This is a genomic window from Pseudomonas sp. PA1(2017) (assembly GCF_001945375.1).
Classification (GTDB): Bacteria; Pseudomonadota; Gammaproteobacteria; order Pseudomonadales; family Pseudomonadaceae; genus Aquipseudomonas.
This window is the reverse complement of the sequence record NZ_MSXU01000002.1, coordinates 1-18,551: the sequence shown is the minus strand read 5'-3', so window position 1 is coordinate 18,551 and position 18,551 is coordinate 1. Positions and strand designations below refer to the sequence as shown.

Here is an 18,551-nt window from a genome sequence, read left to right as displayed (position 1 = left end):
TCAATGCAGATTCTGCGTGGCTGGGCCGCACGACATGCACAATGGCTGGCGGTCGCCGGCCTGCTCGGGGCGCCGCAGGCGATGGCCGCCGGGGAGTACGCGAACTCGCCACAGGTCGGCGAGTTCATCACCGAGATGACCCGTGACTACGGTTTCGCCAGCGAGCAATTGAGCACGCTGTTCGCCGAAGTCGAGCGCAAACAGGCCATCCTCGATGCCATCTCGCGACCTGCCGAGCGGGTCAAACCCTGGAAGGAATACCGGCCGATCTTCATCACCGACGCGCGCATCAGCAAAGGCGTGGCGTTCTGGAACGAGCACGCCGAAGCCCTGGCGCGTGCCGAAAAGGAATACGGCGTACCGGCCGAAATCATCGTCGCCATCATCGGCGTGGAAACTTCCTACGGTGGCAACACCGGCAGCTACCGGGTGATCGATGCCTTGTCGACCCTGGCCTTCGATTATCCGCCGCGCGCGCCGTTCTTTCGCAAGGAGCTACGCGAGTTTCTCATGCTGACCCGTGAGGAGCAGGTCGACCCGGCCAGCCTGAAGGGCTCCTATGCCGGCGCCATGGGCCTGCCGCAGTTCATGCCGAGCAGCTTCCGCGCCTACGCCGTGGATTTCGACGGCGACGGCCACATCAACATCTGGAGCGACCCGACCGACGCCATTGGCAGCGTGGCCAGCTACTTCAAGCGTCACAACTGGCAGCCTGGGCAGCCGGTAGCCAGCCTGGCAAGCGTCAAGGGCGAACAGGCCGATCAGGGCCTTAGCGCCGGTCTGGATCCCGAGAAAACCGTAGGTGAGCTGCGTGCCTTGGGTTGGTCGAGCAATGACGTGCTGGCCGACGACCTGCCGGTGACCGCGTTCCGTCTCGACGGCGCCGAAGGGCCCGAGTACTGGATGGGCCAGCCCAACTTCTTCGTGATTACCCGCTACAACCGCAGCGTGATGTACGCCATGGCGGTCAATCAGTTGTCCGAGTTGCTGGTTCAGGCCCGAGGTGCCAATCAATGACGCGCTTGCCGTTCAAGCTGGCCGCCTGCGGCGTCGCTGTTCTGCTGCTGGCCAGCTGTTCTTCCAGCCGGGCGCCGACCAGTTCGTCGCCGACCCAGGCCAGTAGCTCGATGTCCGGCCCGGATGATTTCAACCGTCCCCACAAGGATGGCGCGCCGTGGTGGGACGTAGACGTCTCGAAGATCCAGGACGCCATCCCGATGCCGCACTACGGCCCGGTCAAGGCCAGCCCTTACGTGGTGTTCGGCAAACAGTACTATCCGCTCTCCGATGCCCGCCGCTACGTGGCCACCGGTCCGGCTTCCTGGTACGGCACCAAGTTCCATGGCCAGGCCACCGCCAACGGTGAAGCCTACGACCTGTATGGCATGACCGCGGCCCACAAGACCCTGCCGCTGCCCAGCTACGTGCGGGTAACCAACCTGGAAAACGGCAAGAGCGTGATTCTGCGCGTCAACGACCGTGGCCCGTTCTATTCCGATCGCATCATCGACCTGTCCTTCGCTGCCGCCAAGAAACTCGGTTACGCCGAAAAGGGCACGGCCCAGGTGCGCGTCGAAGGCATCGATCCCACCGAGTGGTGGGCCCAGCAGGGCCGCCCGGTGCCGATGGTGATGGCGCAGCCGCAGATGGCCAAGGTCAAACCCGCGCAGATGGAGCAGCTGAGGCTGGCCAACGCGCCGGTGGAGCAGTATTCGCCGCCCCCGCAGCAGCATGCAGCCGCCACCGTGCCGGTGCAGATCGACTCAAAAAAAAACGGTTCAGCCGCAGCGTCTGGCCTGTATCTCCAAGTGGGAGCCTTCGCCAATCCCGACGCTGCGGAGCTTCTCAAGTCCAAGCTGAGCGAGTCGGTGAGTGCGCCGGTATTCATCAACTCAGTGGTGCGCAACCAGCAGATACTGCACCGCGTGCGGCTGGGACCGATCAGCAGCCAGGGCGAGGCTGACCGGGTGCGTGACAGCATTCGTGTCGCTAACCTAGGGCAAGCAACCCTGGTCAAGGCGGACTGAGGGCTTCGGCTCATGGGTGAGCAACTAAATGGCTCGCCGCCTGACTAAGCAGTGGGTCGTCGCGGTGCGGCGCCCACGTTTCATATCGGCCCGCGAGGGCCTGTTCCACCCTCCAGCGATCTAGAGAGACGGATGAAAATCACCAGCTTCGCGCAACGCATCTTCCTGTCACTTACGTTGCTCGGCGCCTCCAGCGCCTGGGCCAACCAAGCGCCGCTGCCGGCTCCGCCGCAACTGGCCGCCAAGTCTTATGTGCTGATGGACGGCGCCAGTGGCAACGTCCTGATCGAGAACAATGCCGACCAGCGCCTGCCGCCGGCGAGCCTGACCAAGCTGATGACCGCCTACATCGCCACGCTGGAAATTCGCAACGGCAAGATCGGTGAGCAGGACAAGGTCACCATCAGCGAGCATGCCTGGCGTACCGGTGGCGCTGCCTCGGGTGGCTCGACCATGTTCCTGCCGGTCAACAGCCAGGCCACCGTCGACGAGCTGCTGCATGGTGTAATCATTCAGTCCGGCAACGACGCCAGCATCGCCATCGCCGAGCACATCGCCGGCAGTGAAGACGCTTTCGCCGACATGATGAACGCCACCGCCGAGCGCCTGGGCATGAATAACAGCCACTTCATGAACGCCACCGGTCTGCCCCATCCTGATCACTATTCCAGTGCTCACGACATGGCGATCCTGGCCCGTGCGATCATCAACGAAGATGCCGAGCACTACGCTATCTATTCGCAAAAAGAGTTCCTGTGGAACAACATCAAGCAGCCCAACCGCAACCTGCTGCTGTGGCGCGACCGCACCGTTGATGGCCTGAAGACCGGCCACACCAACGAAGCGGGCTTCTGCCTGGTCGCATCGGCCGTACGTGACGGCGCGCGGATGATCACCTCGGTATTTGGCACCGACAGCGAAAGCGCCCGTGCTGCGGAAACCCAAAAGCTGCTGACATACGGTTTCCGCTTCTTCGAAACCCGTACCTTCTACCAAAAGGGTACCGAGTTGGCCCAGGCACCGGTATGGAAAGGCCAGGTCTCCCAGGTCAAGGCCGGTCTGGCTCATGACCTGACCCTCACGCTGCCCAAAGGCCAGCTGGAGAAGCTGCAGGCGAGCATGACCCTCAACCAGCAGATCACCGCACCGATCGCCCAGGGTGACGTGATCGGCAAGGTGGAAGTGAAGATGGGTGACCAAGTGGTGCACAGCGCTGACCTGGTCGCCCTGGAAGCCGTCGAGGAGGGTGGTTTCTTCCGCCAGCTGTGGGATAGCATCCGGTTGTTCTTCTACGGGTTGTTTAACTGACAGCCAGCCCCCATGTTGTGATGAACGCCCTCGAACTGAGGGCGTTTCATTTTGGATCAGGAACATCATGACCGACACCGACGTACAAGCCCCGAAAATCGAATTTCCCTGCAAGAACTACCCGATCAAGGTGATCGGTGAGGCTGGCGACGGCTTTACCGACATGGTGATCGAGGTGATCCAGCGCCACGCTCCGGATCTCGATGCCGGAACCCTGGTCACGCGCGACAGCAGCAAGGGCCGCTTTCTCTCCGTGCAGGTGCTGATCACCGCCACTGGCGTCGAGCAGTTGCAGGCCATCCACGTCGACCTGCGTGCCACCGGCCGCGTGCACATGGTGCTGTAGTGGCCGCAGCCGAGTTGATCGTGCGGCACCTCGGGGTGGTGGACTATCTGCCGACCCTCGAGGCGATGCGCACGCTGACCGCCGAGCGCGATGAAGCCACGCCCGACGAGATCTGGCTGCTGCAGCACCCACAGGTGTTCACCCAGGGGCAGGCGGGCAAGCCCGAGCATCTGCTGGCACCGGGTGACATTCCGGTGGTGCAGGTGGAGCGCGGCGGGCAGGTGACCTTCCACGGCCCCGGCCAACTGGTTGGCTACCTGATGCTGGATTTGCGTCGCCTCGATCTGGGCGTGCGTGAACTGGTCACGGTGATGGAGCAGGCGCTGGTCGAGGTATTGGCCAGCTATGGTGTGCAGGCAGCGCCCAAGGCCGATGCGCCAGGCGTCTACGTCAAGGGCGACAAGATCGCTTCGCTGGGCTTGCGGGTGCGCCGTGGTTGCTCGTTCCACGGCCTGGCGCTCAATGTCGACATGGACATGACGCCCTTCGGGCGCATCAATCCGTGCGGCTATGCCGGCTTGAAGATGACCCAGTTGAAGGATCTGGTGGCGGCGCCGCCTGCTTTCGATGAAGTCGCCAAGCGCCTTGAGCAGGTGCTGCGCCAACGGTTGGGCTACGCCTAACTGCAAGCAACGAAAAGGGACGCCGAGGCGTCCCTTTTCGTTCGTCCGGTTGCCCGAAGGCTCAACCAGAGCGTGCTCAGTTGACGTTCAGCGCGGGGATCAGGCTGTTGTCGACCTGCTGGCCCGGCACCGGAACCGGTGCAGCCAGGCCCAGGTTGTTCTTCTCGAACACCTTGTCGGCGCGGTAGCTGGAGCGCACCAGCGGGCCGGCTGCCACTTCCATGAAGCCCATCTGCAGGCCGATATCGCGGAAACGGTTGAATTCGTCCGGGCTCACCCAGCGCTTGACCAGCAGGTGGTTGCGGGTTGGCTGCAGGTACTGGCCGAGGGTAAGGATGTCCACGCCCACGGCGCGCATGTCCTCCATGGCTTCGAACACTTCGTCATCGGTCTCGCCCAGGCCGAGCATCAGGCTGGTCTTTGTGAGCACGTCGGGACGATGGCGCTTGGCGTGGGCCAGCACGTCGAGAGTCTTGCGGTAGCCGGCGCGAGGGTCGCGCACTTCACGGGTCAGGCGGTTGACGGTCTCGACGTTCTGAGCGAATACCTCGAGGCCCGAATCCACTACGCGCTCGATGCACGCCAGGTCGCCGTCGAAGTCCGGCGTCAGGGCTTCTACCACCACCTGCGGCGTGTTGGCCTTGATCGCCTGGACGCAGGCCGCGTAGTGCGCGGCGCCACCGTCGGGCAGGTCGTCGCGGTCCACCGAGGTCAGCACGATATAGCGCAGGGCCATCAGCTCCACCGACTTGGCGGTGTTCTGCGGCTCTTCCTTGTCCAGCCAGCCGTTCGGGTTGCCGGTGTCCACGGCACAGAAGCGGCATGCACGGGTGCACACCGAACCCATCAGCATGATGGTGGCCGTACCGTTGGACCAGCACTCGCCCATGTTCGGGCAGTGCGATTCCTGGCAGACGGTGCTCAGGCGATGCTCGCCGACGTTACGCTTGACCGCTTCGAAACGGCTGCCGCCCGGCGCCTTGACCCGCAACCAGCTCGGCTTGGGCTCGTACACCTTGGCTTCGGTCGAGGCGCGGCGCTTCTGGCCGTCCTTGATGGCGGTAATACCCTGCGCGGTGCGGAATTTTTCGCCGCTGGCAATGGGCTTTTGGGGGGCAGTATCGGACATCGAAAATCTCGGCTCCGGTAGGGGCTGCGGTGGCGGAGGGGCAGCTTTTGGCCGCCGCGCAGTGTATCACAGCGCGCGGTTGCAAGCGCCCGACCGTCTGCCCTTTGGAGCCGCCTGGGGCGGCGATCAAGCGTCCGGCAGCTTGGCGATCACCTTGATCTCGAACTGGAAGCCATACAGCCAGGTCACGCCCACGCAGGTGATATTCGGAAAAGGCGCTTCGCCCCAATACTCGGGCACCACTTCCCAGATGGTCTCGAAGCGCTCTTCGGGGTTGACGATGAATACCGTCACGTCGACCACGTCGTCGAAGCTGCAGTCGGCGGCCTTGAGTACTGCATTGAGGTTTTCGAAGGCCAGGCGAACCTGAGCTTTGAGCTCCGGCTCGGGCGAGCCGTCCGGGCGGCTGCCCACCTGGCCGGATACGAACAGCAAGCCGTTGGAGCGCACTGCCGGCGAGTAGCGGTTGCGTTCGTAAAGGGCCTGGCGGCCGGCGGGGAATACCACGTCGCGCGTTGTCATGTCGTCTCCTTTGGGCCTGTAGCCCGTCCAAGTGATGGGTTCACTTTAGAAACGCTGGGGCGCTGGATAAACAGGCCAGTTCGTTCAACACTGTTTGCAAATCCCAAACAATCAGCGGCTGAGCAGATGGACCGATTCGATGCGATGCGTGCCTTCGCCCGGGTGGTGGAGTCAGGCAGCTTCACCAAGGCAGCCGACACCCTGCACATGAGCAAGACCAGCGTGACCCAACTGGTGCAGCAACTCGAGGCGCGGTTGCGCGTGCGCCTGCTGAACCGCACCACCCGCAAGGTTGCCGTGACCGCTGATGGTGCTGCCTATTACGAGCGCGTGGTGCGCCTGCTGGCCGACATGGACGACGCCGAGACCAGCCTGTCCGACGCCAGCAGCCAGCCCCGCGGGCGCCTGCGCGTCGACGTGCCGAGCCCGTTCGCGCGGATGATCCTAGTGCCCTCGCTGCCGGCCTTTCATGCCCGCTATCCGGATATCCAGCTCGATCTCGGCGCCAGTGATCGTCTCGTCGATCTGCTCGGCGAGAACGTCGATTGCGTGATCCGCGGCGGGGAGATCACCGATCAGTCACTGATGGCCCGCCGCGTCGGCGACCTGCGTTCCGGCGTCTATGCCGCGCCGGATTATCTGCAGCGTTGTGGTACGCCGCTGCATCCACAGCAACTGGTCGACAGCCACCACCGTATCGTCGGCTTCAAGCGGGCACGGGCCGGCAAGCTGTTTGCCTACCGCATGCAGCGCGGCGCTGAACGCCTGGAGGTGGAAGGTCGCTACGTACTGGCGGTGGATGACGGCAATGCCTATCAGGCTGCCGGCCTGGCCGGCTTGGGCGTGCTCTGGCTACCCACTTACATGGCCGATGAGTACGTGCAACGCGGCGAGCTGGTCGCGGTGTTCACGGATTGGCAGTTCGAGCCAATGCCCATGTACATCGCCTATCCGCCCAACCGTCACGTCAGCGCCAAGCTGCGGGTGTTCATCGAGTGGATCATCGAGCTCATGGCGCTGCATGCGCCGGTGATCGACCGCAGCGTCCGCTGAACGCCTGGGCAGACGCGATCGTGCCGCGGATAGCAACCGCGTTGCGGTAAACTGCGCGCCCGTTTCGCCATGATGTTCGTTGCATGTCCCGACCTAAACGCCCCGCACCGCGTCCCTATCGTGTGGCCAAGGCCCCGCCCGCCGAGCCGAGGTTGATCGTGCTCAACAAGCCGTTCGACGTGCTGACCCAGTTCAATGATGACCAGGGCCGCGCCACGCTCAAGGATTTCGTTGTCGTGCCCGGCGTGTATCCGGCTGGCCGGTTGGATCGCGACAGCGAAGGTTTGCTGCTGCTCACCAATGATGGGCAACTGCAGGCGAAGATCGCCGACCCCAAGCACAAGCTGGCCAAGACTTATTGGGTGCAGGTAGAAGGCGAGCCCAGCGCGCAGCAGCTACAGCAATTACGCGACGGCGTGCAGCTCAACGATGGGCCGACGCTGCCTGCCGAGGCGCGGCAATTGGATGAGCCCGAGCTATGGCCGCGCAATCCGCCGGTGCGCTTTCGCAAGAGCGTGCCCACCAGCTGGCTGGAGTTGGTGATTCGCGAGGGCCGCAACCGCCAGGTGCGGCGCATGACGGCTGCAGTCGGCTTGCCGACCCTTCGCCTGGTGCGCGTGCGCATCGGTCCCTGGTCCCTGGATGGCTTACTGCCGGGGGAGTGGCGCGACCTGTCGCCGCGCCTCGATTGAAGCGGGCGGCTTAGCCGTCGTAACCCGCCTTGATCACGCTGATGCCCTTGATCAGCACCTCGCGCCAGCCTTGCAAGGTGGCCGCATCGGCTTGCCGGTCGTGTTCCACGATGGTCTTGAGCAGCGCTTCCAGCCACAGATCGTAGAGCTCGGGGCGAATATCCATGGCGCTGCGCGCATGGGTGCAGCCCAGGGCGCGCAATTTGGTGTCCGGCATGCCGCGGGCGTGCATCACCAGGTTGAGAATGCCCTGGCGCAGCAGCAGCTTCTGAGCGGCCATATCGGTGTTGGCGAACTTCTCACGCACGGCTGGTGAGCTGGCGAGGAAGTGCCGGTAGAAATCGTCGAAAATGGCCGGGCTGGCACAGCAGCGTCCGTAACTCTGCATGACGCGATCGGTGGCGTTCATGTGTTTCTCCATGGGCAGCAGACAAGGCAATGCGGCGGGCGCCGCGATTCTTTTTTGTGGGTTTCAGACGCCTTCCAGGCCAGCGATGACCAAGCTCTTGATGAGAAAGCCGAGTACGCCCAGGCCCAGGGCGAAGAACAGGATGAAGGTGCCGAAGCGGCCGGCGCGGGATTTTTTCGCCAGGTCCCAGACGATGAATGCCATGAACAGCACCAGGCCGCCGACTAGCAGGGTCATCATCAGCTCTTCGAAAAACTCGGGTTCCATCCTGACCTCGGCGACGATCCATCGGCTGCCGCCCAGGGGCGGGCGGCAAGGCACAACAAAGGTGTGGATATTACAGCGTTGCGGGCCAGTAGGCGTAGTTGCCTGATGGTCTTAGAGCCTGTTCATGATCTTCATTAACATGAAGCGGCAGCTACAAGGCAGAGGCGGACATTCAAACCAACCTGTGGGAGCCCCGACCTCGGGGCGAAACGATTGCAGCCTAACTGCCTATCGGCGGAGCCTGACTAATTCGCCGCGAGGTCGCGGCTCCCACAAAAACGGGCCAAGTTCAAAGTCTTGTATGCGCATGTAGAGGCAACTACAAGGCAGAAGCGGTCGCCCGCCACATAGGGTGGATCGGGGCGTGTAGCTGACGCTCTTGTCATCCACCATTGCGATCGCAGAGCGGTGGACGGGTCGGGCCGCGTAGGTGAAGCGTCGTCAACGCGACCCGGTCCACCCTACAAAAGGCCGCTCCCGCCACTTAACTGCCAGAATCGACGAGCCTGGGCTGGAAGATTGTGAATAGGTTCCTAGCCGCGCAGGTGCTGCAGTGGCAGTTGAGTGCTGGAGAGGATCTGCTGCAGCACGAAGCTCGAGCGCACGCTGGACACGCCATCGATCCGGGTCAGGGTGCCGAGCAGCAGCTTCTGGTAATGATCCATGTCAGGCACCACCACCTTGAGCTGGTAGTCGGCGTCCATCCCGGTGACCAGGCAGCATTCCAGCACTTCCGGGCATTTGCGGATTTCTTCCTGGAAGTGTTCGAAGCGTTCGGGCGTATGGCGATCCATGCCGATCAGTACATAGGCGGTCAGGGTGAGACCCAGTTGGCGGCGGTCGAGCAGCGCGACCTGACCAGTGATGTAGCCGTCATCTTGCAGCTGTTTGACGCGGCGTGAGCAGGGCGAGGGTGATAGGCCGATACGCTCGGCCAGTTCCTGATTGGACAGCGTCGCGTCGCGCTGCAATTCGGCGAGAATGTTCAGGTCGTAGCGATCGAGTTTGTTCATGGGTAACCGATTTCGTTATCAGATTGCTGTTTTGGTGTATTTATCGATTTATTATTGCGCAAATAATCGGATGGTCAGCAATGTTAGCAATCTTTCGTCGCGGCCGTGGGCGTAATCTTTACCTCAGTTTCACGGCCCGGACGACACGTCCATCCGGCTCGCCCAATCAGGGGAGCTGGCGCCGCCGACCTTACCGGGTCGTCACGGCACCCGGGTCCGCACTGCCCAACCAGGCGGGCGACGAAAGCGGCGACAGAATTGCCAGCACAGGACATCTACGAGAGGGGAGGCCGAGAGGTCTCCCCTTTCTTCTTTTCGTGCCTCAGTGATTCTTGCAGCAGGATTCCCAGTGCTTTTTCTTCGACGTCTGGCCGATGCCCGGGTTGAAGGCATTGGTCGGGTCCAGCTCGCGGTAGAAGTCCGCCAGGGCCGGTTTGGCGACGTAAAGATGGCCAACGTTGTGCTCGGCCGGGTACTCGGCGCGACGCTCGTCGAGCAGCTTCCACATCGCGTGCTCCATGGCGATTGGATCGACGCCCTTCTTGACGATGTAGTCCTGGTGGAACACGTGGCAGAAGAAGTGCCCGTAGTAAAGCTTGTGGATGATCTGCGCCTCCATTTGCGTCGGTAGCGTTTCCACCCAGTCGCGGTCGTTGCGGCGCAGGGCAATATCCAGGGCGAGGATGTCCTCGACGCTGCCGGGGTGCGCCTCACGGTAGCGAATCGCCGCGCCGGCAATGGCGAAGCGGTGCAGGAAGGCCTTGCGGCCCTCGTCGGCGTCGCACTCGAAAAAGGCTCCGGTGGTGGCGCTGCCGAAGTACTCGGCGAGAAAACGCCGGGTTTCATCCAGGCTGTCGTTGGCCACGCGAATCATCAGGTGATGTTCGAAGCGGTCGCGGTACTGGCGCATGCGCGCCGGCAGGTGGCTGGGTAACAGGTTCATGGCCAGCTGGATGACACGATCACTGACGCCGCGTAGGCCGAAGCGCTCGAAGAAACCATCGACCCGGCTTTTCAGGGCGAAGGCCCCAGGCACCCGGGCGGTGCCGAAGCGGTCGATCAACAGAAAGGTGTCCTTGCCGTACCGCTCGCCGATGTCGAAAGCGGTGCGGTGAATGTATTCCCCGGCGATCGGCAGGCTCGGCAGCCGGTTGAGCAGGTGGCGGCGTACCTCGGTCAGGTCGTCTGCGGCATTGGTGCCAATGTAGAAGACCGTACTCGGCTCCTTGGGGAAGGTGTCCAGGCGCACGGCGAACAGGCACAGCTTGCCTGCCGAGCCCGAGGCTTCGAACAGCCGTGAAGGGTCGGCGTTGAAACGTGCCGGCGTGTCGGCGTCGACATCGCGTACGTGCTCGCCGTAGCGCTGGTCCGAGGCTTTGCCGGCTGCCTCGTTGCTGACCTGGTGCGGGCTGTAGTCGCCGCGCTGCAGGCGCGTGAGGATTTCCTCGGGGCTGTTGCCCAGGTCGATACCCAGGTGATTGACCAGCTCCAAGGAACCATCGGCCCTCACCTGGGCATAGAGCGCGAGCTCGGTGTAGGCCGGTCCACGGCGTACCAGCGAGCCGCCAGAGTTGTTGCACACGCCGCCGAGCACCGAAGCGCCGATACACGACGAGCCAATCACCGAATGCGGCTCACGGCCCAGAGGTGCCAGGGCCTGCTCCAGGCGGTCGAGGGTGGCGCCGGGCAGGCATATCACCTGCGCGCCCTCGTTGATCAGTTGTACGCCGGTGATGCGCAGGGTGTTGATCAGCACGATTTCGCGGTCGTAATCGTTACCGTCCGGCGTCGAGCCGCCGGTCAGGCCGGTGTTGGCCGCCTGCATGATGACGATGCGGTCGGCGGCCACGGCTGCTTCGAGCACCCGCCACTGTTCCAGCAGCGTAGCGGGGCGCACCACGGCCAGTACGTTGCCCTCGCCGGTACGGTGGCCCTTGCGAAAGCGCCGGGTGCTTTGCCCGTCGGTGAGCACATGGTCGTGGCCGACGGCGTCGCGTAGTTGTTTGAGCAGGCTGTCGCGGCTGATCATCTCAGAGCTCCCGAACCAGAGAGTCGGCACTGATCTGATCGATGGACCTGGCGCCGGTCAGCACCATGGCCACGCGCATTTCCTTGTCGATCAGACTCAGCAGGTTGCTCACCCCGGTACCACCTGCGGCAGCCAGGGCATACACGAAGGCGCGGCCGAGCATCACCGTGTCGGCGCCGAGGGCGATCATGCGCACCACGTCGAGGCCGCTGCGGACGCCGGAATCGGCGAGAATCTTCAGGTCGCCTTTCACCGCATCGGCAATGGCCGGCAGTGCGCGGGCGCTGGACAGCACGCCATCGAGCTGGCGACCGCCGTGGTTGGAGACCACGATGCCGTCGGCGCCGAACTTGACCGCGTCGCGCGCATCCTCGGCATCGAGAATGCCCTTGATGACCATCGGGCCGTCCCAGAACTCACGAATCCACTCCAGATCCTTCCAGGAAATCGACGGGTCGAAGTTGGCGCCCAGCCAGCCGATGTAATCAGCCAGCCCAGTCGGGTTGCCGCGGTAGGTGGAGATGTTACCCAGATCGTGAGGCTTGCCCATCAGGCCCACGTCCCAGGCCCAGGCCGGGTGCGTGAAAGCCTGCAGCATGCGGCGCATGGCAGCGTTCGGCCCGCTCATGCCGGAGTGGGCGTCACGGTAGCGGGCTCCGGGCGTGGGCATGTCCACGGTGAACACCAGAGTGGTCACGCCCGCGGCCTTGGCGCGCTCCAGGGCGTTCTTCATGAAGCCGCGGTCTTTCAGTACATACAGCTGGAACCACATTGGCCGACTGATCGCTGGTGCGACCTCTTCGATCGGGCACACCGACACGGTCGACAACGTAAAGGGGATGCCCTTGTCCGCCGCTGCCTTGGCGGCCTGCACTTCACCGCGGCGCGCGTACATGCCGGTCAGGCCGACCGGTGCCAGGGCCACCGGCATCGACAAGGTTTCGCCGAATAGCCTCGTTTCCAGACTCAGCTCGGCCATGTTCTTCAGCACGCGCTGGCGCAGGGCGATGCCTGCCAGGTCTTCGACGTTGCGCTTGAGGGTGTACTCGGCATAGGCGCCGCCATCGATGTAGTGGAACAGAAACGGCGGCAGGCGCCGCTGGGCAGCGGCGCGGTAATCGGTGGAGGCAGAAATGATCATGGGCTCTATTCCGTGTCTGGGCTGGCGCGTCGCCGCGGCAGCGACAAAGCCCGGACACTGTCGCGGGCTTTGGGTGTGTAGCACGCCCCGTCAGGGCGTTGCGTTTGCATTCAGTGATTCTGAACAGCGCGTGGCCGCAGGGCCGACGCGCAGCTGCTCGTACCTCAGTGCACCAGCATGCCGGTCAGCCAGTAAGCCTGCGTCAAGGTGATCAGGCCGACGAAGGTGGCGAAGATCAGGCTGTGCTTGAGCGTGAAGCGGAACAGGTCGGATTCCTTGCCGACCATGCCGGTCGCGGCGCAGGCCACGGCGATCGATTGCGGTGAAATCATCTTGCCGGTTACGCCGCCGCTGGTGTTGGCCGCGACCAGCAGGGTATCGCTGACGCCGATCTGGTGCGCCGTGGTGGCTTGTAGCGAGCCGAACAGCGCATTGGACGAGGTATCCGAGCCGGTCAGGAACACGCCCAGCCAGCCGAGGAACGGCGAGAAGAACGGGAAGGCCGCGCCGGTTCCCGCCAACACCAGGGCCAGGGTAGTCGACATGCCGGAGTAGTTGGTGACGAAGGCGAATGCCAGCACCATGCCGATGGACAGGATGGGCCAGCGCAGTTCGTAAAAGGTTTCCTTCAAAGTGGTCAGACCATTTTTGATGTTGATCTTCAGAACCAGCATCGACAGGACGGCGGAGAAGAAGATCGCAGTGCCGGTCGCCGAGATCGGATCGAGCTTGAAGACGGCAGCGATCGGCGTCGGGTTGGCGACGATGGGGGCGACCTTGACCACCAACTGATCCAGATGCGGGATCGGCAGCATGAACACCAGGTGATCCAGCGCGCCGCCTGGGGCGAACAGCGCCTTGAAGGGTTTCAGCGTCCAGACGGTGACCATGGCAGTGAGAATCAGGAAGGGCGACCAGGCCTTGAGGATCTGCGCGAAGCTGTAGGGCGACGGCGTGGTGCTGCGCACGCCGCCGAAACCGCCGGCTACCGCAGCGCCACCGGAAGTGCCGGCGACTTGGCTGTCGGCAGCGCGCTTGGGCTGCCAGACCTTGAGGAACAGGGTCAGGCATACCAGGCTGACCAGCGCCGAGGTGATGTCCGGCAGCTCCGGGCCGATGTAGTTGGAAGTGTAGTACTGGGTGATGGCGAAACTCACGCCAGCCACCAGCGCAGCCGGCCAGGTTTCGCGGATACCTTTCCAGCCGTCCATCATCGCCACCAGCCAGAACGGCACGATGATCGACAGGATGGGCAACTGGCGGCCGGTCATGGCGCCGATCTTGAAAGCGTCGATGCCCGTGACCTGGCCGGCGACGATGATCGGGATGCCCAGGGCGCCGAACGCCACCGGGGCGGTGTTGGCGATCAGGCACAGGCCAGCGGCATAGAGCGGGTTGAAACCCAGGCCGACGAGCAGGGCGGCGGTGATCGCCACCGGTGCGCCGAAGCCCGCCGCGCCCTCGAGGAAAGCGCCGAACGAGAAGCCGATCAGCAGTACCTGCAGGCGCTGGTCATCGGTGATCGACAGCACCGAGCTGCGGATGACTTCGAACTGGCCGCTCTTGACGGTCAGTTTGTAGAGGAACACTGCCGCGACGATGATCCAGGCGATCGGCCACAGGCCGTAGGCGAAGCCATAGCCGGCGGCGGCCAGGGCCATGTCCACCGGCATGCCGAACGCAGCGATGGCGATGATGATCGACAGCGCCAGAGTGATGCTGCCCGCTACATGCCCTTTGAGGCGGAATACGGCGAGGGCGAGAAAGAAGAAGACGATGGGGATCACGGCCGCTAGTGCGGACAGGCCAAGGCTGCCGAGCGGCGTGTAGAACTGTTGCCATGTTTGCATGGGGAGGCTCGCTGATTGTTGTTGGTATCGCCTGATCGCGAGCTGCTGGTGATTCACCGAATGCAGAGCAGTTTTGCGAACGGGTTGTTATTATTGGTAAGACCAATTTACAAGTGGCGAGCGCCAGAATAATTTCTTTTGCTTGGGTGCGTCAATTTGCACCGTTGCGACTTTGGTCGCAGTGGGCGCCTAAGAGTGCTGTGCTTGTGGCGCCAGATGCCACTGGGTAGGCTGCTCGGATTTTCGGCAGCCGGGCGATCTGGCGCCGTTTGCGGGGGTTGTGGAGTGTTGAAACAATGAACTTTGGTCCGCTGCGACAGCGGCGGCTGTCAGACGATATCGTCGAGCGCCTCGAGGCCATGATCCTCGAAGGCACGCTCAAGGCTGGCGAGCGGCTGCCGGCCGAGCGGGTGCTTGCCGAGCAGTTCGGCGTGTCTCGCCCGTCGCTGCGTGAAGCCATTCAGAAACTTGCTGCCAAGGGCCTGCTCATCAGTCGCCAGGGCGGCGGCACCTACGTGTGCGAGAACCTGGGCTCGACCTTCAGCGACCCGCTGATGCACTTGCTGGAAAGCAATACCGATGCGCAGCGCGATCTGCTCGAGTTCCGGCATACCCTGGAAGGTTCCTGCGCCTACTACGCTGCATTGCGCGCCACCGATGTTGATCGTCAGCGCCTGAGCGAGGCGTTCGAGCGCCTGCAGGATTGCTACGGTCGCGCCGGCGAAGTGACGCGGGCGGAAGAGGGGGCGGCGGACGCCAGCTTTCACCTGGCCATCGCCGAGGCCAGCCACAATGCCGTGCTGTTGCACACCATTCGTGGGCTGTTCGACCTGCTCAAGCGCAATGTGGTCACCAACATCGGCGGCATGTATGCCTTGCGTGGCGAGACTCGCAGCATGCTGAACGCGCAGCACCGCGCCCTGTACGAAGCGATCATGCAGGGGCGTGCCGAGGATGCGCGTACGCTGTCAAATCAGCACATCGATTACGTGCAGGAAGTGTTGGCCGATGTGTTGCAGCAGGAAGTACGCGAACTGCGTGCGCAGCGTCGCAAGGGGCTCTAGAGCGGCGCGGGGATTGTCTCAGTTGAGGTGATGGGCAGGGCACTGCAGTTGCTGGAACTGCAGTTACTCGTCCTTGCCTTTACTGCGCATGGCGCGCTGCACTTCGCGATCGGCGTCGCGCTCTTTCTCGGTATGGCGTTTGTCGAAATCCTTTTTGCCCTTGGCCAGGGCGATCTCGCACTTTACCAGATGCTGTTTCCAGTACAGCGAAAGTGCCACGCAGGTGTGGCCTTTCTGCTGTACGGCGCCGAACAGCTTTTCCAGCTCGCGACGATTGAGCAGCAGCTTGCGCGTGCGCGTCGGATCAGCGATGACGTGGGTGCTGGCGGTCTTCAGCGGCGTGATATGGCAGCCCATCAGCCAGGCTTCGTCGTCCTTGAGCAGGACGTAGCTGTCGACCAGCTGAGCTTTGCCGGCGCGCAGGCTCTTCACTTCCCAGCCGGCCAGCGCCAGGCCGGCCTCGAAGCGGGACTCCACGAAATAGTCGTGCATCGCCTTCTTGTTCTGGGCGATGCTGCCTTGCGGATGTTTCTTTTGTTTAGCCATAGGCGGCGCATTATAGGGAGTCCGGTGACGGAGCGCCATGCAGGCGCGCTAGGCTCTGTACGAAAAGTACCTGCGCTCGGTGATGCTCCGTTAAAAATCGGTTCGGACTGCTCATTTACAGCTCGTAAACTCCGCGTCCTCACCGATTTTTGCCTCGCCTGACCTTCGCTCGGAAACTCTTCGTGCAGACCCTAAAAAGCACGGCGGCGGCCGTGCGCTTGAGCCCTCGGGGCGAATCCCCGACAATATTGTGATACTCGCTTCGGGTTGATGTCTGTTGTAAGAGCATCAGCCCGCGACATCGCGCTGCTGCGATGTCGTCAACCGTGGAAATTCAATCGTTATGAGTACTCACATCCAGCGCTCGGCCTTGCTCCCTTATCCGGCCCAGGCTCTCTATGACCTGGTCAATGATGTCGAGCGCTACCCCGAGTTCCTGCCCTGGTGTGCGTCGAGCGAGGTCATCGAGGCCAGCGACACACACATGGTCGCCAGCCTCGAAGTGGCCAAGGCCGGCCTGAGCCAGCGTTTCACCACGCGCAATGTGTTGGTGCCGGGGCAGTCGATCGAACTGAGCCTGGAAGATGGTCCGTTCGAGCACCTGCATGGCCAGTGGACGTTCAAGGCGCTAGGCGAGAAGGCCTGCAAGATCAGCCTCGATCTGACCTTCGACTACGCCGGCCCGATCATGCGCGCGACCTTGGGGCCGCTGTTCAATCAGGCCGCCAACACCATGGTCGATGCCTTTTGCCAGCGCGCCAAGGAACTCCATGGCCAGTGATCGGCTGTCGGTGGAGGTGGTCTTTGCCGCGCCTGACCGGCAGAAGCTGATCACCCTGCAACTGCCCGTGAACAGCACGGTGCGCCAGGCGGCCTTGCAGTCCGGGCTGCAGGCGGATTTCCCAGAGCTGGATCTGGCCGAAGCGCCCCTGGGCCTGTTCGGCAAAGTGGTGGCGTCGCCCGATACGCAAGTGCTGGAAGATGGTGATCGCGTGGAGATCTATCGGCCGTTGCTGGCCGATCCCAAGGAAGTGCGCAAGCGCCGCGCTGCCCAGGCGGCGGAGCGGGCGAAGCAGCAAGGCACCGCCGATCGGCGCTAGCTTGCACGTTCCAGTGCTCAATGAAAAAGCCCCGGCAGTGCCGTAATGCTGTTCACTTAAGCGGAGCAGCCTTACGATCCACCGGATATCGGGTTTTGGAAATCTTCACCGTCCTGGGTCTTCCCGGCCTTGGACGGTGATCCAGAAACATTCCTCCGATACCTCCCCGCAGCTCAGCCAACCTTCTGCCTGTCGCCGAGACCGGATTAGCAGCTGCCATGACGATCAGTTGTACCGCAATGTACTGGCAGGCAGGTTTGAAGCGTATGTCTGAAGGCGTTCGGCCAAAGGCTATTGCGGCGTGGCTGGCCTCTCGACGGATGATGTTGTAAGCCAGTAAAAGTCCCCAGACCTCTTGATAAATAAGGTCGACCTTCTTGCTGCGCAGCGTTACCGCATTCTGCTGCATTGAGCTTTTGATATCCCGGAAGCCCAGCTCGATTTCCCAGCGTTCCAGATATAGTTCGGCGACCGCTTCTGCGCTGTAGTCCTCGACCGGCAGCGACGTGAGCAGCGATCTGATACGCCCCTGGCTTTGATAGCTGACCTCGCGCACTTCCCAGTGCGTGGGGAGAGCCGGGTTTCGTTTGCGAGCCTGAGGCGAGACTTTCATCCGTACGCGGCGATCATGCTCGCCGTAGCGCTCGACTTCCTCCATCACCAGGTTCTTGCGAGCCGGCGTGAGCCAGTGCCGATTGTTTCCCCCATCGGCAATGCTCAGCAGCAAATCAGCCCCCCAAAAGCCTTTGTCGAACAACGTGATCGAATTGTCCGGAATCTGGCCCAGGAAGGTTTCGGCCAAGCGCATCTCGCTGCCCCGATAAGGGCTGAGCTGAGCATCGAGGATCACGTGTGAGCGCACATTCATCAAGGCTACGAGGCGCAGCATCGGAAAGGGTGTCTGGCGCTCGGTGCCCGTATTACCAGAGCCAAAATGCTCCCTCAGCTCAGGAGAATCAGGGGTTCTCAGTAATGCGCCATCTACCGCGAACACTTGCAGGCCGTGCCATTGATCACCCTCGTAGCGCTCGCAACCCCACTGCATGCCTGTTTGGCGGAACAAGGATTCGACCGGATCAGCTCCCAGTCGCTTACGCGCTTCGGTGATTCCGCTGCGCGCCAGCAACTGATCGGAAGCCAGGCCTTGAGCACAGATATTCAGGCGTCTGGCCACCTCATGCACAGGCTCATCGCGGAACAAGGCCATGCCCAGTACCAGCCAAAGCACTTGATCACTCGGCAGGCGCCGACGTCGTATGGTGGCTTGAGTAGAGAGATTGAGCGCACTGGCGACCCATTCAACAGGGATGTTCTGTGTGAAAGTGCTGAGGTCGGAGAAGTTGAAGAGATCGCCGAGGTCGAGCAGTTGCTGCTGAATGGGCATAAAAAATCCGATACCAGGAGGCTGGTATCGGATTTTCTAGAAACCCCG

At 62.7% G+C, this 18,551-nt stretch carries 20 protein-coding genes; 10 read left to right on the top strand and 10 right to left on the bottom strand.

Annotated features, from left to right (window positions below):
* Positions 1 to 3 precede the first annotated feature (3 nt).
* The 5 genes from mltB (at position 4) to lipB (ending at position 4,304) form a co-directional block, all read left to right on the top strand.
* Complete coding sequence (gene mltB, locus BVH01_RS04330) at positions 4 to 1,017, top strand: lytic murein transglycosylase B (RefSeq protein ID WP_075929164.1); 1,014 nt, start codon at positions 4 to 6, stop codon at positions 1,015 to 1,017.
* On the top strand, positions 1,014 to 2,027 hold the full coding sequence (locus BVH01_RS04325) for a septal ring lytic transglycosylase RlpA family protein (protein WP_075929163.1): 1,014 nt from the start codon (positions 1,014 to 1,016) through the stop codon (positions 2,025 to 2,027). The genes mltB and BVH01_RS04325 overlap by 4 nt, the downstream gene beginning before the upstream one ends.
* 132 nt (positions 2,028 to 2,159) lie before the next feature.
* On the top strand, positions 2,160 to 3,335 hold the full coding sequence (locus BVH01_RS04320; RefSeq protein ID WP_075929162.1) for a D-alanyl-D-alanine carboxypeptidase family protein: 1,176 nt from the start codon (positions 2,160 to 2,162) through the stop codon (positions 3,333 to 3,335).
* A 67-nt stretch (positions 3,336 to 3,402) separates the two neighbouring features.
* Positions 3,403 to 3,681, top strand: coding sequence for a DUF493 domain-containing protein (locus BVH01_RS04315; protein WP_075929161.1), 279 nt, complete (start codon positions 3,403 to 3,405; stop codon positions 3,679 to 3,681).
* Positions 3,681 to 4,304, top strand: coding sequence for a lipoyl(octanoyl) transferase LipB (gene lipB / locus BVH01_RS04310; RefSeq protein ID WP_075929160.1), 624 nt, complete (start codon positions 3,681 to 3,683; stop codon positions 4,302 to 4,304). The genes BVH01_RS04315 and lipB overlap by 1 nt, the downstream gene beginning before the upstream one ends.
* A 76-nt stretch (positions 4,305 to 4,380) precedes the next feature.
* Here the strand turns inward: lipB and lipA are convergent, their stop codons facing one another.
* Together lipA and BVH01_RS04300 are read right to left on the bottom strand one after the other, a co-directional pair.
* Positions 4,381 to 5,433: a lipoyl synthase gene (gene lipA / locus BVH01_RS04305; protein ID WP_075929159.1), complete on the bottom strand. Its 1,053-nt coding sequence runs from the start codon at positions 5,431 to 5,433 to the stop codon at positions 4,381 to 4,383.
* A gap of 126 nt (positions 5,434 to 5,559) precedes the next feature.
* Complete coding sequence (locus BVH01_RS04300) at positions 5,560 to 5,955, bottom strand: RidA family protein (RefSeq protein WP_075929158.1); 396 nt, start codon at positions 5,953 to 5,955, stop codon at positions 5,560 to 5,562.
* Positions 5,956 to 6,081: 126 nt separating this feature from the next.
* On the opposite strand from BVH01_RS04300, the gene BVH01_RS04295 reads away from it, so the two are divergent.
* Complete coding sequence (locus BVH01_RS04295) at positions 6,082 to 7,008, top strand: LysR family transcriptional regulator (protein ID WP_075929157.1); 927 nt, start codon at positions 6,082 to 6,084, stop codon at positions 7,006 to 7,008.
* A 122-nt stretch (positions 7,009 to 7,130) separates the two neighbouring features.
* Positions 7,131 to 7,700, top strand: a complete 570-nt coding sequence (locus BVH01_RS04290) for a pseudouridine synthase (RefSeq protein WP_168177264.1) — start codon at positions 7,131 to 7,133, stop codon at positions 7,698 to 7,700.
* Positions 7,701 to 7,710: 10 nt separating this feature from the next.
* Here BVH01_RS04290 and BVH01_RS04285 read toward each other — a convergent pair whose 3' ends face one another.
* From BVH01_RS04285 to BVH01_RS04260, 6 genes are all read right to left on the bottom strand, one after another.
* Positions 7,711 to 8,109, bottom strand: coding sequence for a globin (locus tag BVH01_RS04285; RefSeq protein ID WP_075929155.1), 399 nt, complete (start codon positions 8,107 to 8,109; stop codon positions 7,711 to 7,713).
* Between the two features lie 63 nt (positions 8,110 to 8,172).
* Entirely contained in the window at positions 8,173 to 8,376 is a 204-nt protein-coding gene (locus BVH01_RS04280) for a DUF2788 domain-containing protein (RefSeq protein WP_075929154.1), read from the bottom strand.
* Between the two features lie 533 nt (positions 8,377 to 8,909).
* Positions 8,910 to 9,389: an Lrp/AsnC family transcriptional regulator gene (locus tag BVH01_RS04275; RefSeq protein WP_027903635.1), complete on the bottom strand. Its 480-nt coding sequence runs from the start codon at positions 9,387 to 9,389 to the stop codon at positions 8,910 to 8,912.
* Positions 9,390 to 9,711: 322 nt separating this feature from the next.
* Positions 9,712 to 11,418 (bottom strand): D-lactate dehydrogenase, encoded by a 1,707-nt coding sequence (gene dld / locus BVH01_RS04270; RefSeq protein ID WP_075929153.1) that lies wholly within the window; start codon positions 11,416 to 11,418, stop codon positions 9,712 to 9,714.
* A gap of 1 nt (position 11,419) precedes the next feature.
* Positions 11,420 to 12,559 carry an FMN-dependent L-lactate dehydrogenase LldD gene (lldD, locus tag BVH01_RS04265; protein WP_075929152.1) on the bottom strand — a complete coding sequence of 380 codons (1,140 nt, stop codon included), beginning with the start codon at positions 12,557 to 12,559 and terminating at the stop codon, positions 11,420 to 11,422.
* A gap of 164 nt (positions 12,560 to 12,723) precedes the next feature.
* Positions 12,724 to 14,409, bottom strand: coding sequence for a lactate permease LctP family transporter (locus tag BVH01_RS04260; protein WP_075929151.1), 1,686 nt, complete (start codon positions 14,407 to 14,409; stop codon positions 12,724 to 12,726).
* A 296-nt stretch (positions 14,410 to 14,705) separates the two neighbouring features.
* Here BVH01_RS04260 and BVH01_RS04255 point away from each other — a divergent pair, with 296 nt between their 5' ends.
* On the top strand, positions 14,706 to 15,473 hold the full coding sequence (locus BVH01_RS04255) for a GntR family transcriptional regulator (RefSeq protein WP_075929150.1): 768 nt from the start codon (positions 14,706 to 14,708) through the stop codon (positions 15,471 to 15,473).
* 63 nt (positions 15,474 to 15,536) lie between these two features.
* Here the strand turns inward: BVH01_RS04255 and smpB are convergent, their stop codons facing one another.
* A complete protein-coding gene (smpB, locus tag BVH01_RS04250; protein ID WP_013792693.1) occupies positions 15,537 to 16,019 on the bottom strand; it encodes an SsrA-binding protein SmpB in 483 nt (160 codons plus the stop codon).
* A 343-nt stretch (positions 16,020 to 16,362) separates the two neighbouring features.
* Between smpB and BVH01_RS04245 the strand changes: the two genes are divergently transcribed.
* Positions 16,363 to 16,800: a type II toxin-antitoxin system RatA family toxin gene (locus BVH01_RS04245; RefSeq protein ID WP_075929149.1), complete on the top strand. Its 438-nt coding sequence runs from the start codon at positions 16,363 to 16,365 to the stop codon at positions 16,798 to 16,800.
* Complete coding sequence (locus tag BVH01_RS04240; RefSeq protein WP_075929148.1) at positions 16,790 to 17,119, top strand: RnfH family protein; 330 nt, start codon at positions 16,790 to 16,792, stop codon at positions 17,117 to 17,119. The genes BVH01_RS04245 and BVH01_RS04240 overlap by 11 nt, the downstream gene beginning before the upstream one ends.
* Positions 17,120 to 17,171: 52 nt before the next feature.
* On the opposite strand, the gene BVH01_RS04235 is transcribed toward BVH01_RS04240, so the two are convergent.
* The gene (locus BVH01_RS04235) at positions 17,172 to 18,503 is read right to left on the bottom strand and encodes an IS4 family transposase (RefSeq protein WP_075929147.1); all 1,332 of its coding nucleotides are present in this window, start codon (positions 18,501 to 18,503) and stop codon (positions 17,172 to 17,174) included.
* Positions 18,504 to 18,551: the final 48 nt, after the last annotated feature.